The 16,977-nt window shown below is 60.3% G+C and carries 14 protein-coding genes; 10 read left to right on the top strand and 4 right to left on the bottom strand.

The window, feature by feature from the left end:
* The first annotated feature begins 76 nt into the window (after positions 1 to 76).
* From der to PCO31110_RS26255, 10 genes are all read left to right on the top strand, one after another.
* On the top strand, positions 77 to 1,414 hold the full coding sequence (gene der, locus PCO31110_RS13085) for a ribosome biogenesis GTPase Der (RefSeq protein WP_150690599.1): 1,338 nt from the start codon (positions 77 to 79) through the stop codon (positions 1,412 to 1,414).
* A 126-nt stretch (positions 1,415 to 1,540) separates the two neighbouring features.
* A complete protein-coding gene (gene hfq, locus PCO31110_RS13090) occupies positions 1,541 to 1,777 on the top strand; it encodes an RNA chaperone Hfq (protein ID WP_010807283.1) in 237 nt (78 codons plus the stop codon).
* Positions 1,778 to 1,882: 105 nt separating this feature from the next.
* A complete protein-coding gene (hflX, locus tag PCO31110_RS13095; RefSeq protein ID WP_256380688.1) occupies positions 1,883 to 3,046 on the top strand; it encodes a GTPase HflX in 1,164 nt (387 codons plus the stop codon).
* Positions 3,047 to 3,264: 218 nt separating this feature from the next.
* A complete protein-coding gene (gene hflK, locus PCO31110_RS13100) occupies positions 3,265 to 4,620 on the top strand; it encodes an FtsH protease activity modulator HflK (RefSeq protein WP_036660912.1) in 1,356 nt (451 codons plus the stop codon).
* Positions 4,621 to 4,632: 12 nt separating this feature from the next.
* Complete coding sequence (hflC, locus tag PCO31110_RS13105; protein WP_010807280.1) at positions 4,633 to 5,532, top strand: protease modulator HflC; 900 nt, start codon at positions 4,633 to 4,635, stop codon at positions 5,530 to 5,532.
* Positions 5,533 to 5,604: 72 nt separating this feature from the next.
* Positions 5,605 to 5,796 (top strand): DUF2065 domain-containing protein, encoded by a 192-nt coding sequence (locus PCO31110_RS13110; RefSeq protein ID WP_036660910.1) that lies wholly within the window; start codon positions 5,605 to 5,607, stop codon positions 5,794 to 5,796.
* Positions 5,797 to 5,834: 38 nt separating this feature from the next.
* Positions 5,835 to 6,995 carry an ATP phosphoribosyltransferase regulatory subunit gene (locus PCO31110_RS13115; protein ID WP_150690600.1) on the top strand — a complete coding sequence of 387 codons (1,161 nt, stop codon included), beginning with the start codon at positions 5,835 to 5,837 and terminating at the stop codon, positions 6,993 to 6,995.
* A gap of 74 nt (positions 6,996 to 7,069) precedes the next feature.
* Positions 7,070 to 8,410, top strand: a complete 1,341-nt coding sequence (locus tag PCO31110_RS13120; protein WP_010807277.1) for an adenylosuccinate synthase — start codon at positions 7,070 to 7,072, stop codon at positions 8,408 to 8,410.
* A gap of 28 nt (positions 8,411 to 8,438) precedes the next feature.
* The gene (locus tag PCO31110_RS13125; protein ID WP_010807276.1) at positions 8,439 to 8,975 is read left to right on the top strand and encodes a phosphoribosyltransferase; all 537 of its coding nucleotides are present in this window, start codon (positions 8,439 to 8,441) and stop codon (positions 8,973 to 8,975) included.
* A gap of 321 nt (positions 8,976 to 9,296) precedes the next feature.
* Positions 9,297 to 9,875, top strand: coding sequence for a DUF4189 domain-containing protein (locus PCO31110_RS26255; protein WP_370855828.1), 579 nt, complete (start codon positions 9,297 to 9,299; stop codon positions 9,873 to 9,875).
* A gap of 120 nt (positions 9,876 to 9,995) precedes the next feature.
* Here the strand turns inward: PCO31110_RS26255 and PCO31110_RS13135 are convergent, their stop codons facing one another.
* The 4 genes from PCO31110_RS13135 to PCO31110_RS13150 all read right to left on the bottom strand — a co-directional run bounded on the left by PCO31110_RS13135 (position 9,996) and on the right by PCO31110_RS13150 (position 16,727).
* Positions 9,996 to 12,074, bottom strand: coding sequence for a M3 family metallopeptidase (locus PCO31110_RS13135; protein WP_150690602.1), 2,079 nt, complete (start codon positions 12,072 to 12,074; stop codon positions 9,996 to 9,998).
* A gap of 333 nt (positions 12,075 to 12,407) precedes the next feature.
* The gene (folD, locus tag PCO31110_RS13140) at positions 12,408 to 13,262 is read right to left on the bottom strand and encodes a bifunctional methylenetetrahydrofolate dehydrogenase/methenyltetrahydrofolate cyclohydrolase FolD (RefSeq protein WP_150690603.1); all 855 of its coding nucleotides are present in this window, start codon (positions 13,260 to 13,262) and stop codon (positions 12,408 to 12,410) included.
* A 340-nt stretch (positions 13,263 to 13,602) separates the two neighbouring features.
* Positions 13,603 to 14,247 (bottom strand): response regulator transcription factor, encoded by a 645-nt coding sequence (locus PCO31110_RS13145; RefSeq protein ID WP_010807272.1) that lies wholly within the window; start codon positions 14,245 to 14,247, stop codon positions 13,603 to 13,605.
* Positions 14,244 to 16,727 carry a PAS domain-containing sensor histidine kinase gene (locus PCO31110_RS13150; protein ID WP_036661084.1) on the bottom strand — a complete coding sequence of 828 codons (2,484 nt, stop codon included), beginning with the start codon at positions 16,725 to 16,727 and terminating at the stop codon, positions 14,244 to 14,246. The genes PCO31110_RS13145 and PCO31110_RS13150 overlap by 4 nt, the downstream gene beginning before the upstream one ends.
* Positions 16,728 to 16,977: the final 250 nt, after the last annotated feature.

Genomic DNA, 16,977 nt, shown 5'->3' on the forward strand with positions numbered 1-16,977 from the left:
GGTTACCGGCAGCACCCGGGCATTTTCCGGGAACGGCCGGCGCGCTGCCGGCCGTCTTCGTTTTTAGGGCTTATTCATGAAACCCGTGATCGCGCTCGTAGGGCGCCCCAACGTCGGCAAATCGACGCTATTCAACCGTTTGACCCGCTCGCGCGACGCGCTCGTCGCCGACATGCCCGGGCTCACGCGCGACCGTCACTATGGCGAGGGGCGCGTTGGCGAGCATCCGTACCTGCTGATTGACACCGGTGGCTTCGAACCCGTGGCCAAGGAGGGCATCTTCCACGAAATGGCCAAGCAGACGCGTCAGGCCGTGGTTGAGGCCGACGTGGTGATCTATATCGTGGACGGACGTCAGGGTCTCACGCCGCACGATCAGATCATTGCCGATTATCTGCGCAAGACAGGGCGCAAGATCATGCTCGTGGTCAATAAGGCCGAGGGCATGAAGTATTCGTCGGTCGCGAACGAATTCTACGAACTCGGTCTGGGCGACCCGCTCGCCATCTCGGCCGCGCATGGCGACGGTGTGAAGGAAGTCATCGACGAAGCCATCGCACCGTTTTACGCGAGTCAGGACGAGAGCGAAGAGGATAAGCAGAACGACGGGCGAGTGAGGATTGCCATCGTCGGGCGTCCGAACGTCGGCAAATCGACGTTGGTCAATACACTCCTCGGTGAAGAGCGCGTGATCGCATACGACATGCCGGGCACCACGCGCGACTCGATTCATATCGAATTCGAGCGTCAGGGACGCAAATACACGCTGATCGATACCGCCGGTCTACGCCGTCGCGGCAAGGTTTTCGAGGCTGTCGAGAAGTTCTCGGTTGTGAAAACGCTGCAATCGATCGCCGATGCGAACGTCGTGATCCTCATGCTGGATGCCCGTCAGGACATCTCGGATCAGGACGCACATATCGCCGGTTTTATCGTCGAATCGGGGCGTGCGCTGGTCGTTGGCGTGAACAAGTGGGATGGACTGGACGAGTACACGCGTGAGCAGACCAAGCAGGAATTGGAGCGAAAGCTCAAGTTCCTCTCTTTTGCGAACTTTCACTTCGTTTCGGCCGCGAAGGCCACGGGCATTGGCCCGCTGATGCGCTCGGTGGACGAGGCGTACGCTGCGGCGATGAGCAAACTGCCGACGCCGAAGCTGACCAAAGCCCTCATCGAGGCGGTGGAGCATCAGCAGCCGCGACGTTCGGGGTTCTCCCGTCCGAAGCTGCGCTACGCCCACCAAGGGGGCTCGAATCCGCCGATCATCGTCATTCACGGGAATAGTCTCGATGGGGTGACCGATACCTATCGGCGTTACCTCGAGAACCGTTTCCGCGAAACTTTTAAGTTGAAGGGCACTCCATTACGCATAGAGTTCCGGAACAGCGCGAACCCTTACGCCAAGGGCGAGTGAAAGCCAGTCCAGGGCGGGGTTTTGCTGGCGACGCTAGCAAAATCAGCTATAGTGTGGAAGTCAGGGTGGGAAGCGCGCACACGCCTTGGCTTACGGTCATTTGCTAAAAATACAATGGAGTAACTTATGAGCAACAAAGGGCAACTTTTACAAGACCCGTTTCTGAACGCCTTGCGTAAGGAGCATGTTCCCGTCTCGATCTATCTGGTCAACGGTATCAAGCTGCAGGGAAACATCGAGTCGTTTGACCAGTATGTCGTCCTGCTGCGCAACACGGTTACCCAAATGGTCTATAAGCATGCCATTTCGACGGTCGTACCTGCGCGTCCGGTGAATTTCCATCCGGAAGCCGAGCAGTCCTGATTCAGGCTCGCCCGACCGGGAGTCTCTCCGGCCGGGCGAATTTCTCTTCCCCACCGCCCGCTCTTGTCCAACAGCCCCAATACCCATCCCCAGCGTAGCTTGACGATCAACGCCGCGCTCGTCGGCATCGATTTCGGCAAACTCGATTTCGAAGCCAGCCTCCAGGAACTCGACCTTCTGACGCAATCCGCAGGCGCCACGCCTGTCGTGACCATTACTGGTCGCCGTCACAGCCCGGATGCAAAGCTCTTCATCGGCAGTGGTAAAGCCGAAGAGCTGCGTGCCGCCATCGAAGAGTACGACGTCGAACTGGTCATTTTCAATCACGCCCTGACGCCTGGCCAGCAGCGTAACCTCGAACACCTGTTGCAGCGTCGGGTGGTCGATCGCACCAGCCTGATCCTCGATATCTTTGCCCAACGTGCCAAGAGTCATGAGGGCAAGCTGCAGGTCGAACTCGCGCAGTTGCGGTACCTGTCCACGCGCCTGGTGCGTGCCTGGACCCACTTGGAACGTCAGAAGGGCGGTATTGGCTTGCGCGGACCGGGTGAAACGCAGTTGGAAACCGATCGCCGACTGCTCGGCGACCGCGTGAAGTCGCTCGAGGTTCGCCTCGAGAAGCTTCGACGCCAGCACGACACGCAACGTCGTGCGCGCCAGCGCAGCGGCACCGTGTCGATTTCGCTGGTGGGCTACACGAATGCGGGCAAATCCACGCTGTTCAATGCGATGACGAAGGCCAATGCCTACGCCGCAGATCAGTTGTTTGCCACGCTCGATACCACCTCCCGTCGTGTTTATCTTGGCGATGTCGGGAACATCGTGCTGTCTGATACTGTCGGATTCATCCGCGAGCTGCCGCACCAATTGGTTGCGGCATTCCGGGCGACGCTTGAGGAGACGGTACACGCCGATATGCTGCTGCATGTGGTGGATGCCTCAAGTCAGGTGCGCCAGGAGCAGATGGCCGAGGTCAACGCCGTTTTGGCAGAGATCGATGCGGCCGACATCCCGCAGATTCTCGTCTGGAACAAGATCGACGCGGTGCCGGAACTGGCCGCACAAGGGCCGAGAATCGAACGGGATGAAGCCGGGCGCATTACGCGAGTCTTTTTGAGCGCGCGCACCGGCCAGGGCCTCGACCTGCTGCGCGAGGCCATTAGCGAGGCGGTTGTGGCCGGCACTGCTGGGTTACAATCGCAGATCGAAGCGCCCGATGTCCGGCTTATCGACCGTTGGGGCGATGTGCCGCGCGCAGAAGACAGATAACACGAGACGTCACACCGTGAAGGGTGACTGCCACGGGGAACACCGGCAGCGCACAACACGGGTGACGAACTGGCAAGAGACTAGACGGAGGCCGGGCAAGGCCACCGATCGGCACACCAGAGATTCGGGAACTACGCGCGAACCGGCAGCATGCGCGCTCCGAAGTGAGGCGCGCCGGTCGCAACGCCAAGACCGCTTCAGTCACCACGCTTCTACCTATGCTTCCAAGAGCTTTGATGCGACGAGTTGGCTTGATATTCTCCCTGAACGACCCGCGCTGGGGGCGGGACGGCGGCGATACGCCGTCCGGTAATCAGGAGCCGAACCGCCCCGATCGTGCGAACAATCCGAATCCGCAGGATCCGAAGGAGCCACAGCGCGGACCGCAAGGTCCGCAGCAGGACGGCCCCCCCGATCTCGACGAACTGTGGCGCGATTTCAATCGGCGTCTTAACCGTATCTTCGGCCGCAAGAGTGGCGGAGGCGGCAATAACGGCGGTTCGAGCAATTTCTCCGGCGGCTCGCGCGGATCGAGCATCGGCGCCGGCGTTGTCATCGCGCTGGCATTCCTGATCTGGCTGGCCACCGGCGTCTTCATCGTCCAGGAAGGTCAGGTCGGCGTCGTCACGCAATTCGGCAAATACAAGTACACGACGACTTCGGGTATTCAATGGCGCCTGCCGTACCCGTTCCAATCGGTCGAGATCGTCAACATGTCGCAGATCCGTTCGGTCGAAATCGGCCGCTCGAATACGATTCGCGATACCGATCTGAAGGATTCGTCGATGCTCACGGGCGATGAAAACATCATCGACGTGCGCTTTGCCGTGCAGTACCGCATCAAGGATGCGACCGAATTCCTGTTCAATAACGTGGACGCCGAATCGTCGGTGAACTTGGCAGCGCAAACGGCGGTTCGCGAGATCGTCGGCAAGAGCAAGATGGACTTTGTGCTCTACGCCGGTCGCGAAGAGATCGCCAACGACCTGGTCACTTCGATCCAGCGCATTCTTGACGACTACAAGACCGGCATTCTGGTCACGAGCGTGACGATGCAAAGCGTGCAGCCGCCTGAGCAGGTGCAGGCCGCTTTCGACGATGCCGTGAAGGCTGGGCAGGATCTGGAGCGTGCGAAGAATGAAGCGCAGGCCTATGCCAATAACGTGATTCCGCGTGCCAAGGGTACGGCGTCGCGTCTGACGGAAGAGGCTGCCGGCTACAAGGCGCGTGTCGTGTCGCAAGCGCAGGGCGATGCCGATCGCTTCAAACTGGTGCAGGAAGCCTATGCCAAGGCGCCCGGCGTCATTCGCGAGCGGATGTACCTGGACACGATGCAGCAGATCTATTCGCGCACCACGAAGATCATGGTGGATTCGAAGAACAACAGTCTGTTGTACCTGCCGTTGGACAAGATCATGGAGCGCACCCGCAGCGGCGATGCGTCGCCGCCGGCCCCGGCCTCCGGTGCGGCAGCGAATGCAGCCACTGGATCGTCTGCTGCTGATGACAGCTCGGACGCCGACCATGATCGATCGCGCGCGGCATTGCGCAACCGCGACCGCGATTCACGCTAAGGGGATAAGCGCATGAACCGTATTGGAACCGTAATTGTTGCGCTGATCGTTCTGTTGATCGTGCTTGCCTCGACGATGTTCGTGGTGGATCAGCGCCGTTTTGCCGTGGTGTTTTCGCTGGGCGAGATCCGCGACGTATATAGCCAGCCTGGCCTGAAATTCAAGTTGCCGCCGCCGCTCCAGACCGTGCTGTATCTGGACAAGCGCATCATGACCATCGATAACCCGGAGCCGGAGCGCTTCATCACGGCCGAGAAGAAGAACCTGATCGTCGACTCGTATGTGAAGTGGCGTATCGTCGACCCGCGCAAGTTCTACGTGAGCTTCAAGGGTGAGAGCCGTCTTGCTCAGGATAGATTGACGCAGCAGATTCGCTCGGCATTGCAGGAAGCGTTCACCAAGCGCACGGTGACGGAGGTGGTGTCCTCGCAGCGTGAACAAGTAATGCAGTGGGTGAAGCAGAAGGTCGGCGAAGACGCTGCGCAAGTGGGCATCGAGATTGTCGACGTGAGGATGCGCCGCGTGGATCTGGCCGCTGGCATCAGCGATTCGGTCTATAGCCGGATGGCTGCCGAGCGTAAGCGCGTGGCGAACGAGCTGCGTTCGACTGGCGCTGCCGAGGCCGAGCAGATTCGTGCCGATGCCGACCGCCAGCGCGACGTGGTGGTGGCGGAAGCCTATGCCAAGGCCCAGCAGGTCAAGGGCGAGGGCGATGCCGCTGCGGCGGGTATATACGCGCAGGCATTTGGCCGTGATCCGCAGTTCGCGCAGTTCTATCAGAGCCTGGAAGCGTACAAGGCGACGTTCCGCGACAAGGCGGACGTCATCATTGCCGACCCGAACAGCGATTTCTTCCGATTTATGCGCGGCTCCGGTGGTGCTGGCGCGCCGAGCGGAAAAGCGGGAAAATAACGCCTTTGACATCCGAGTAGCTGCCACCGCCCGCGTCAAACGCGGGCGGTGGCGTTTTGGCCGAGTCCCCCTGTGACCAGCAGCACGATAATTCTCGCTTTGGCCCTCATGCTGATCGTCGAGGGGTTGTTTCCGTTTGTCGCTCCGGAACGGTGGCGGCAAAGTTTTCGTAAAATAACGGAAATGCCGTCCGGCCAGATTCGCTTCTTCGGCCTGGCCGCCGTCTCGTTGGGGCTGATTCTGATGCTGCTGGCCGACCACTAAAAGGTGCTTCCCTGCGCCGCCTGAGTACCGAAATATCCATGCCGAACTGGCTCCTTCCCGAAAATATCGCCGACGTGCTGCCGTCCGAGGCGCGCAAGATCGAAGATCTGCGCCGGCTCATGCTCGATCGCTTCCGTACCTACGGGTACGAACTCGTGATGCCGCCGATGCTCGAGTACGTCGAGTCGCTGCTGACCGGCACCGGCCACGACCTCGATCTGCGCACGTTCAAGCTCGTTGACCAGCTCTCGGGCCGTACGATGGGCCTGCGCGCCGACATCACCCCGCAGATCGCCCGTATCGACGCCCACTTGCTCAATCGCAAGGGCGTGACGCGTCTGTGCTATGCGGGGAGCGTTCTGTTTACGCGTCCGCGCAATTTGCTGGCAACGCGCGAACCGTTCCAGATCGGCGCTGAAATCTTCGGGCATAGCGGGCTGGAAGCCGATCTCGAGATTCAGGAGCTGTTGCTCTACTGCCTGCAACTTGCCGGCCTAAAGCAGATTCGGATCGATCTGTGCCATGCAGGCGTTCTGGAGGCGCTGATCGAGCGTGTGCCGGCTGCCGAGGCTATTGAGAGCCAGTTGTTCGGTGCCCTGGCAACCAAGGATGTGCCGCAACTCGAAGCGCTGACTCGTGACCTGCCTGTGCCCCTTCGCGACGCGCTGCTGGCGTTGACCACGTTGTATGGTGAACCGGCCGAGACACTCGCTCGCGCCCGCAAGGTGCTGCCGGATCTGCCCGGTGTGAAGGCTGCATTGGACGATCTGGCCTATCTGGCGGCGTCGCAGAGCAAGGATGGCCCGGCAGTGCTATCCATCGATCTGGCCGATCTGCGAGGCTATCAGTACCACAGTGGCGTGATGTTCGCCGCATATGTCGATGGCATCCCCAATGCGATTGCGCGCGGTGGACGCTACGACAAAGTGGGGCAGGCGTTCGGGCGAGACCGTCCGGCAACCGGTTTTTCACTTGATTTGCGTGAATTGGCAGCAATTTCGCCGGTTGAAGCGCGCAGTAACGCCATTTTGGCGCCGGCGGACGACGTCCCTGGGTTGCGTGCCAAGATCGAGAGCCTGCGAGATGCGGGCGAGGTCGTCATCCGCATGCTGCCGGGGCACGATCAGGATTTCGAGGAGTTCACAGGGGACCGTGTACTTGTCGAGAAAAATGGTCAGTGGGTTGTGACGCCCCGGTGAACTTCGCTGAAAAAAGCGGCACTAGCGCCCGTCAACACGGGTAGAATACGTTTTTAACCAAACCAACTATTGTTATGTCCGGCAATGCTTTGAATCAGGGACGCAACGTCGTCGTTATCGGAACCCAGTGGGGTGACGAGGGCAAAGGTAAGGTCGTCGACTGGCTGACCGATCACGCGCAAGGCGTGGTGCGATTCCAAGGGGGCCATAATGCCGGACATACGCTCATCATCGGTGGCAAGAAGACGATTCTGCGCCTGATCCCGTCGGGCATCATGCACAAGGACGTAACTTGCTACATCGGCAACGGCGTGGTGCTTTCGCCCGAAGCGCTGTTCAAGGAAATCGATGAGCTGGAAAGTGCCGGTCTGAATGTCTGCGGCCGTCTGCGTATTTCCGAAGCCTGTACCCTGATCCTCCCGTACCACATCGCCATCGACCAGGCGCGCGAAGCGCGTCGCGGTGCTGGCAAGATCGGCACGACCGGTCGCGGCATCGGTCCGGCGTACGAAGATAAGGTCGGCCGCCGTGCGTTGCGCGTGCAGGACCTCTTTGATCCGGAGACATTCGCCACCCGTCTGCGTGAAAACCTCGATTATCACAACTTCGTCCTGACGCAGTATCTGGGCGCGAAGGCTGTCGACTTCCAGGAAACGCTGGACACGATGCTCAGCTATGCCGCGCGTCTGAAGCCGATGATTTCAGACGTGTCGCAGATGCTCTATGCCGCCAACCGCGAAGGACAGAATCTGTTGTTCGAAGGCGCACAAGGCACGCTGCTCGATATCGATCACGGCACGTACCCGTTCGTGACCAGCAGCAACTGCGTCGCAGGTGCCGCTTCCGCTGGCGCTGGCGTGGGGCCGCAGCAATTGCACTACGTGCTGGGCATCACCAAGGCATATTGCACGCGCGTTGGCGCCGGTCCGTTCCCGAGCGAGCTGTACGATGCGGACAACCCCGCACGTCAGGAAGCCATTGGCCTGAAATTGGCGACTGTTGGCAAGGAATTCGGCTCGGTGACGGGCCGTCCGCGCCGCACGGGCTGGATGGATGCCGCAGCACTCAAGCGTTCGATCCAGATCAACGGCGTGACGGGCTTGTGCATGACGAAACTCGACGTGCTCGACGGCCTCGAGACCGTGCGTCTGTGCGTGGGCTACAAGATTGACGGCAAGATGATCGACATTCTGCCGCGCGGCGCTGTGGACGTGGCGCGCTGTGAGCCGGTGTACGAAGATTTCCCCGGTTGGACGCAGAGCACGTTTGGCGTGACGTCGTGGGATCAACTGCCGGTTCAGGCGCAAACCTACCTGAAGCGTATTGAAGAGGTGAGCGGTATTCCGATCGATATGGTGTCGACCGGACCTGACCGTGACGAAACCATTCTGTTGCGTCATCCCTTCAAGAACTGAAATACCAGTAGGACTGGCAAGGCACACCATGAATCTGCCCCAAAACGACGATAAGAACCTCTGGGTCTCGTGGGAAGAGTACCACCGGCTGATCGAGCGTCTGGCGCTCAAGGTCTATGAGTCCGACTGGAAGTTCGACAAGATCCTGTGTCTGGCCCGTGGTGGTTTGCGTGTAGGCGATCAGCTTGCACGCATCTATGACGTGCCGCTCGCGATTCTGGCGACCAGTTCGTATCGTGAAGCCGAAGGCACTGTTCGTGGCGATCTCGACATTGCCCAGTACATCACCATCACGCGCGGCGAGCTGGAAGGCCGTGTGCTGCTGGTCGACGATCTGGTCGATTCGGGGGTGACGCTCGAACGCGTTGGCAAGCACCTCAAGGAGCGTTTCCCGAAGGTGACCGATGTGCGCTCCGCAGTGCTGTGGCACAAGGCTTGCTCGAAGGTGGCTCCGGATTACGCGGTCGAATTCCTGGCAACGAATCCGTGGATTCACCAGCCCTTCGAGGAGTACGACACGCTGCGTCCGCACAACTTGTCTGCGTGGATCAAGCGCGGCACCTGAGCGATATTGGTAAGGCCGGGTGTGCTGAGAGACGCAGTTCGGCAGGGAAGCCCAACAAACAGGCGGTGACATCGAAAGATGCCCCGCCTGTTTCGTTTTGTGTGTCCGTTTCCGAAGTGCTTGCCGTGGATTTGACATGCGATAGCGCGGTGAGGCCATTTGGCGGGCAATCTCCCCTCTGCTCAAAGCTTCAGTGCCCCGGGTGACGTGATTTCATACGATATCAGTCACGACCTGTGCAGATTCTTCGACTGCGATTCCGTCACGATGAAGTGGTTTGGCCACTATTCCGCGATTTTCTCCGCATGTCTTGTTGGCGTGATGGCACTGATCAGCACGCCAAGTCTTGCCGCGTCCGCCGTGGCGGGAGTGCGTACGGCAAACGGACTTCGATATGTCTATGTGACCAACCAGACATCGATGGCCAAGGCCAAACTGGCAGTGCTGGACCGATGTAGGACCCAACTCGCGTCCGGTAGCCGGGGAGGGCAATGCGAGGTGTTGATGGCCGGGAACGGGCCCGCATACTGGGCGGTTGTGCGTGCAAGTAACGGGGAGGTTGGCGTCGCGCTCGGCGATACCCAGACATCTGCCGTTCAGGACGCATTTGTCGTTTGTCAGCGCGGGGGCGAATGCTCTGCCGATAACGCGCACATCTGGTTCGATAACGGCCAACGTCCAGGCAAGCGCTTGCCGCCGCCTCCCGCGGCTCAGGCATCGCCCGCGCAGTGCCGGATTCCTACGGGGCAGGTCGTACGCATGCAGACGCGATGTATCAACGGCGAGTGCATCCGGACGTATGAGAACGGGTGCACGGTTCGCTTCCAAGCGGCACGCTGTCTGGACCCGGAGACGAACAGCTACGTGTGGAGACCGAACGGTTGCGGCGATGGGGGCTGATGATTCTGCATGCTGCGGGCGGATCGCCCGGTGCGTGATGTGTTGTTCCGTGCATCCCGCCATCAATGAAAAATGGGCGCCTTCGAGCGCCCATTTTTCATTGAAGACTCCCGTTGGGCGTCAGCTTGCCGACATGCCGCTGTGACGCAGCAAGGCATCAACTTGCGGCGCGCGGCCCCGGAACGCGATAAACGACTCCATTGCCTCGCGGCTACCACCCACCGCGAGAATTTCATCGCGATAGCGGGCACCCGTTGCCGTGTCGAGTACCGATCCGCTGACCTGCGCGGCCTCTTCAAACGCTGCATACACGTCGGCAGACAGCACTTCGGCCCACTTGTAGCTGTAGTAGCCTGCCGCATAGCCTCCCGCAAAGATGTGGCTGAACGTATTCGGCCAACGTGAGAACTCCGCTTGCGGTGTGACGTGCAGCCGATCATTGATGCGTTTCGAAAGCGCCAGCACCGACTCGTTGCCACGCGGATCGAAGTCGTAATGCAGGTGCATGTCGAAGTCGGAGAAGACCAACTGGCGCAGCATCATCAGGCCGCTCTGGAAATTGCGCGCTGCGATCATCTTGTCGAACAGCGTGCGTGGCAACGGCGCGCCTGTATCGACGTGCGCCGTCATGTGTTCCAGTACATCCCATTCCCAGCAGAAGTTCTCCATGAACTGAGACGGCAATTCGACGGCATCCCACTCGACGCCATTGATGCCCGCCACGCCAGCATCTTCCACTTGCGTGAGCATGTGGTGCAGGCCGTGTCCGAATTCATGGAACAGCGTGATGACGTCGTCGTGCGGCAGTAGCGCGGGCTTGTCGCCAACGGGGGCGGGGAAGTTGCAAACGAGGTAGGCTACCGGTGTTTGCAGCTCGCCATCGTGCAGGCGCTTGCGGGTGCGGGCGCTGTCCATCCATGCGCCACCGCGTTTGCCTTCGCGGGCAAACAAGTCCATGTAGAACTGCGCGACCAGTTCGCCATCGCGCTCGATGCGGAAGAAGCGCACATCCGGATGCCAGGTTTCGGCATCTTGCGGACGAATCGTGACACCGAACAACGCGCCAGCGACGCGGAACAGGCCGTCAAGCACCTTGGGCAACGGGAAATATTGGCGGACTTCCGTTTCCGAGAAGGCATAGCGTTGCTGGCGCAGCTTTTCCGACGCGTAGGCTGTATCCCACTGCTGTAACTTATCGATGCCAAGCGAGGCAGCGGCGAACGCCTGCAGTTCTTCCCAATCCTTTTCGGCGTACGGACGCGCGCGGCGGGCGAGGTCTTCGAGGAACTCAAGGACTTGCGCGGGCGATTCGGCCATCTTGGGTTCGAGCGATACCTCGGCATAGTTCTTGAAGCCGAGCATGTGGGCTTCTTCGCGGCGCAGCGAGAGTTGTTCGACAACGATCTCAGTGTTGTCCCAACCGGCTTCGCCGTCGCCGAATTGCGGGCCAAGTTCAGATGCACGCGTGACGTTGGCGCGATACAGCTTCTCGCGAAGCGCACGATTGTCCGCGTATTGCAGCACAGGGAAGTACGACGGGAAGTGCAGTGTGAATTTCCAGCCTTCGAGGCCGTCGCGTTCGGCTGCGGCGCGCGCAGCGGCCTTGTCGTCGTCAGGCACGCCGGAAAGCGCCTGCTCGTCGGTCACGACAAGTGAAAACTTGTTAGTGGCGTCGAGCACGTGGTCCGAAAAACTCTTGGCCAGATATGCCTGCCGCTCCTGAATTTCGGCGAATCGCGGTTTCTGATCTTCGGGAAGTTCGGCGCCGCCGAGGCGGAAACCGCGCATCTCGTTGTCGAGAATCTTCTTGCGTGCTGGCGACAGACCTGCGAATTCCGAACCCGCAGCGATGGCCTTGTACTTTTCGAACAGCGCTAGATTCTGACCGACGCTCGCTGAGAACTCGGTGACGCGCGGCAGGTTTTCGCTGTACGCCGCGCGTAGCTCCGGTGTGTCGGCGACCGCGTTCAGGTGCCCGACGATTTCCCAGGCACGGCCCAGTCCTTCGGTACCGTCTTCCACGGCGTCGAGAATGTTGGCCCAGGTCGCCGGCGTGGATGGGGCTGCTGCCCGGTCGACGGCCACGCGCGCTTGCTCCAGCAATACGTCAACGGCGGGCGTCACGTGTTCGGGGCGGATCTCGGCGAAACGCGGGAGTCCTTCGATATCGAGCAGAGGATTGGTTTGCGGCGTATTCATGCGTTCGGTGTCCACTGGAAGGGGCTTACAAGGAGTGTGGGGGCATCCAGTCGAATTTTCCAGTCGTTTTTTTCAACTGGTACGATTGAGATGGCTGATGGGGAACCGCCTGAAACCCCCTGTCGGGCATGCGTTCGCCGGGTTTTGCTGGGTAGCGGCGACGGCGGCTGAGGACGCTGCCGATACGCGATACAGACAGGATTTTCGGGACATTCTGACCCTGGCATCGGCCCTTTCGCGTGGGGCACTGGCGCGGGGCCTGGAAAAACAATAAGGGCGCAGCCGGCCTGTCGGTCGGCTGCGCCCTGCGAGTAGCGCGGAACTGCCTGACGCTCAGGCGCCGAGCGCGCGCTCAGCTGCCTCGATGGTATTCACGAGGAGCATGGTGATTGTCATCGGACCGACACCGCCCGGCACCGGCGTGATGAAGCCGGCGACATCCTTGACGCCGTTGAAATCGACATCGCCACACAGCTTGCCTGCGTCATCGCGGTTCATGCCAACGTCGATCACCGCTGCGCCCGGCTTGACCATGTCGGCCGTGACGATGTTGCGCTTGCCCACGGCTGCGACGATCACGTCGGCGTTGCGGGTGTGAGCGGCCAGATCGCGCGTCTTGCTGTTGCAGATCGTGACGGTGGCGCCAGCCTGAAGCAGCATCATGGCCATCGGTTTGCCAACGATGTTTGATGCACCGATCACCACGGCCACTGCCCCACGCAGCGGGAAATCCACCGATTCCAGCATTTTCATGCAGCCATACGGCGTGCAGGGGCGGAACAGCGGCGCGCCGGTCATCAGGGCGCCGGCATTCGAAACGTGAAAGCCGTCGACATCCTTTTCCGGGGCGATAGCCTCTAGCACCTTGTGGCTGTCGATATGTTTCGGCAGGGGCAGTTGCACGAGGATGCCGTTGATCTTCGGATCGCGGTTGAGTTCATCGATGCGGGCGAGCAGGGCGCTCTCCGTCAGGTCGGCCGGGTAGCGGTCGAGCGACGAATGCAGGCCGTTGTCTTCGCAAGCCTTGACCTTATTGCGTACGTAGACCTGGCTGGCAGGGTCCTCACCGACCAGAACCACGGCAAGACCGGGCTGATGGCCACGGGCGGTGAGGGCGGCGGCGCGCGTGGCAACTTCGGCGCGAATGCGTTTGGCGAGGGCGTTGCCGTCGATGAGGGTGGCGGTCATGATGCGTGGGTATCGTATGAAGGAAGGGGGCTGGCCCATAGGGCCGGATACGGCAGCGACAGTCAGGCGGTGACAGACGCGAAGACCGTATTATAACGGCGCGCCGGAACGGGCGGGAGGGGGCAAGTTGCCCCGGAACGAGCATCGACGGGCATGCCTTCGGCTGTCATTCGACCGCCTGGGAAGCGAAGTGCTTCGTCGAATTGGCGTCGCTCGATATTGATGGCGAGCAACGCCATGCAAATGCGGCCGGAAGACAATCCACCGGCCGCTAATCCGACACCCCGTCAGTGGGCCGACGCGGTGCGATGCATACGGCATACGGCAGTCTACGACACGGTCAAGGGCGAGGTGAGCCGCTTGAGCGCTTGGAGAGTGCAAGGCGGAGCAAGTCGGCGACGGTATTGACGTTGAGCTTCTCCATGATGTTGGCACGGTGTGCCTCGACCGTTTTGATGCTGATGCCAAGATCATCGGCAATCTGCTTGTTCAGGCGGCCGGCAATAATGCGCTCCAGCACCTGATGCTCGCGGCTCGTGAGCTTCGAAAGCAGGTCTTCGGCAGCTTGCTGCTCACGTTGGCTGCTCGCGTCTTGCCGGGCCTTCGAGAGCATCCGTTCGACTTGAGCGCGGAGTTCCGCTTCGTCAAAAGGCTTTTCGATGAAGTCCATCGCACCTTTTTTCATCGTGTCGACCGCCATCGGCACGTCGCCGTGGCCCGTCACGAAGATGATCGGAATGTTGAACCGGTTTTCGACTAGTTTTTCCTGTAGCTCCAGCCCGCTCATGCCGGGCATGCGAACATCGAGAATCAGGCAGCCCACCTGATGTCCGTTGTAGTGCGAAAGAAACTCCTCTGCGCTTGCAAAGCCTCGCACATGGTAGCCATTGGCCTCGAGAAGCCAGCGAAGCGAGTCACGGACCGCTTCGTCGTCATCGACAACGAAGACGGTTTCTTGGTCGATATTGGTGTTGGGTGTCGTCATAGTCCTCCCCCGGATCCGGATGTCGTATCGCCTTCTAACGGTAACAGAATACAAAATGTACAACCATTCCGCACGCCATCGATTTCATTGTTTTCTACCCAAAGACGGCCGTGGTGCGATTCGATGATCGAACGGCAGATGTTCAGGCCCATGCCCATGCCGTCCGACTTAGTACTAAAAAAGGGTTCAAACAATCGTTCGATTGTCGCTTCGTCTACGCCGGGCCCGTGATCCGAGACCTGGAATTCGACCGATTTGTCGCGACGCTCCACGTGCAGACGCACCGTGGAGTCACGTCGCTGGCCTGGCGGCGGCGTGTAGCCGTGCATCGCCTCGGCGGCATTCTTGAGCAGGTTCACGATCACCTGTTCGATAAGAACCGGATCGACGTTGATCTGTGGCAAACCTGCGGGCAACTCGGTGACGATGCGAATGCGGCGTTTGCGCGCCTCGATCTCGGCGAGGCCCACGGCATCCGCCACGATCTCATAAATCGATGACGGTTGGCGCTTCGGCTCGCTGCGTTTTACGAATGCCCGGATCCGCTTGATGATCATGCCTGCGCGAACCGCCTGTTGGGATGTTTTCTCCAGGGCAGGCAATAACGTTTCCGGCGAGGTGCGGCCGGCACGCACGAGGGCCGCAGTGCCCATGCAGTAGTTATTGATGGCGGCGAGAGGCTGGTTCAGTTCGTGAGCGAGCGACGAGGCCATCTCGCCCATCGTCGTCAGACGTCCCGTGAACTGCAGGCGCTCTTCTTCCTGACGGGCCAATTCTTCCGCATGACGCCGCGCCGTAATGTCGGTTGCCACCTGCAACTGTGCCAAGTGGCCGTCCACCCACTGAATATATTGGCGTCGGACTTCGAACCATTTCTGGTGTGCGGGCAGATAGATTTCCTGCGTCTCGGCCGCCGTGTCGGTAAGCGAGGCAGCCGGCAATCCGGCAAACGCGTCGACCATGTCGATGTGGTCGAGCGAGGCCGGCGAGAGTTCGCCACCGCCCGACAACTCCAGATGGCCTTCAGGGCGCGTGCCGAACAATTGGCGGTAGTAGCGGTTCGCAAACAGCAACTCGGCCTTGTCGACGGCGAGCACGGACACCGACGCGTCAAGGCTTTCGAGCACGGTCGTAAAGCGCTCGTGGGCTGCGGCGAGTTCCTCACGTGCCCGCTTCGGTTCGCTGATGTCGGTCAGCGAGGACATCCAGCCTGTCTGGCGGCCATGCGCATCCACGAGCGGTGAGACGAACATGCGTGCGTAGAAGATCGTGCCGTCCTTGCGCTGCACACGAATTTCGAACCCGTGCGAGGGGGCCTTGCCGCGCAGCGTCATGTCAATGCGACGCTGCATCTCGTGGATGTCGTCCTTGGGCCAGTAAGGGTAGGGCGGTGCCCGGTTCATGAGGTCTTGCTCATCCCACCCCGTCATCCGGCAGAACGCCGGGTTCACATAGGTGATATGGCCCTGAAGGTCGAGCACCCGCATGCCGATCACGATGGAGTTTTCCATCGCTCGCCGGAACGATGTCTCGTTGAACAGCGCTTGTTGGGCCTCGAATCGTTGGCGCGTATGCCGCCACAGGCTCCAGAGACTCCAGAGGACGAAGCAGGACAATCCGGCAATCAACCAGACCAGTGTGTTGTTGACGAAATTGCCGACCGCCGGATACGAATAGATCCGTACGGCGAGGCTGTGGCCGGGCGGGTCGAGCAGTAACTCGTACGAGACGTCGCGCGGCAGAGGCGGTCGTGTCGATGTCGTCGCCAACTCGTTGTTGTGGGTGTCGATGAAGGACACTTTGAATTTGTCGCCAAGCTCTTGCGGCAATTCGTGAATCAGCAGGCCCTCGACGGAATACACGGCGCTGATCGTGCCGAGAAATTCACGTTCGCGCAGCACGGGGACCTGAACGACGATGTAGCTCGCGCCGGACGCGTCGTAGATCAACGTGGAATAGGCCGATCGGCGCGAATCGCGGGCGGCACGAAATGCGACCAGGAGTTCGTCCTCCATCGGATGCTGAGCCGATCCCTGCAAACGCGAAGCGAAAGGCGAGTCGGCCGGCACTGCCCACTTCGGGCGTTGCGACGCATCGAGCCAGTTCATGAAGACGATGTCCGCATGATTCTGCATCAGCTCGCTCGCCGTATTCTGGAAGTGCGCAACGTCCTGCGGCTTTGCCGCCGTATCGCGGGCAAGTGAACTGATCTGGTCCTGAATGGCCAGCATATTGAGGCGGATCTGCTGCTGCGCCCAAGCCACGTTCCGATACAGCGTGTCCTGCTGCTGCTCCGTCTCTCGCCGATTCAGGCTCCACAGGATCAAACTCATCACCACGAGGAAGATCACAATGGAGACCAGCGGGACCAGCAGGTAGTAATGCGACTCCGCGAACCCCTGCAACCAGCGATTGGAGCGGGCAGGCGCGGTGGCGGACCGGGACGGCGGAGCGGAGTTGGCAAGGCGTGGCGAAAGCATGGCGAGATTGTAGCGCAGGCGCGCCGGTTTCCCTCTGCCGCGACCTGTTAAGGATGGCTTTTCGGAAGGGTCCGATGTTTTCGGTAAGACACCAGCGCAAAGTGCAACGGAGACCGATCGGTACGCTTTCAAATCGTGGTGTGATAGTGCCCGCAACCCTTTGATTTTATGTGCACTGCAACAGAATTCCGTATTATGAAATTTGCTATCGTAATCTGAAATTTCGCTTGCGGAGGCAGGAATAACCTTC

Origin of the sequence: Pandoraea communis, assembly GCF_902459745.1 — a bacterium.
Taxonomy (GTDB): Bacteria; Pseudomonadota; Gammaproteobacteria; order Burkholderiales; family Burkholderiaceae; genus Pandoraea; species Pandoraea communis.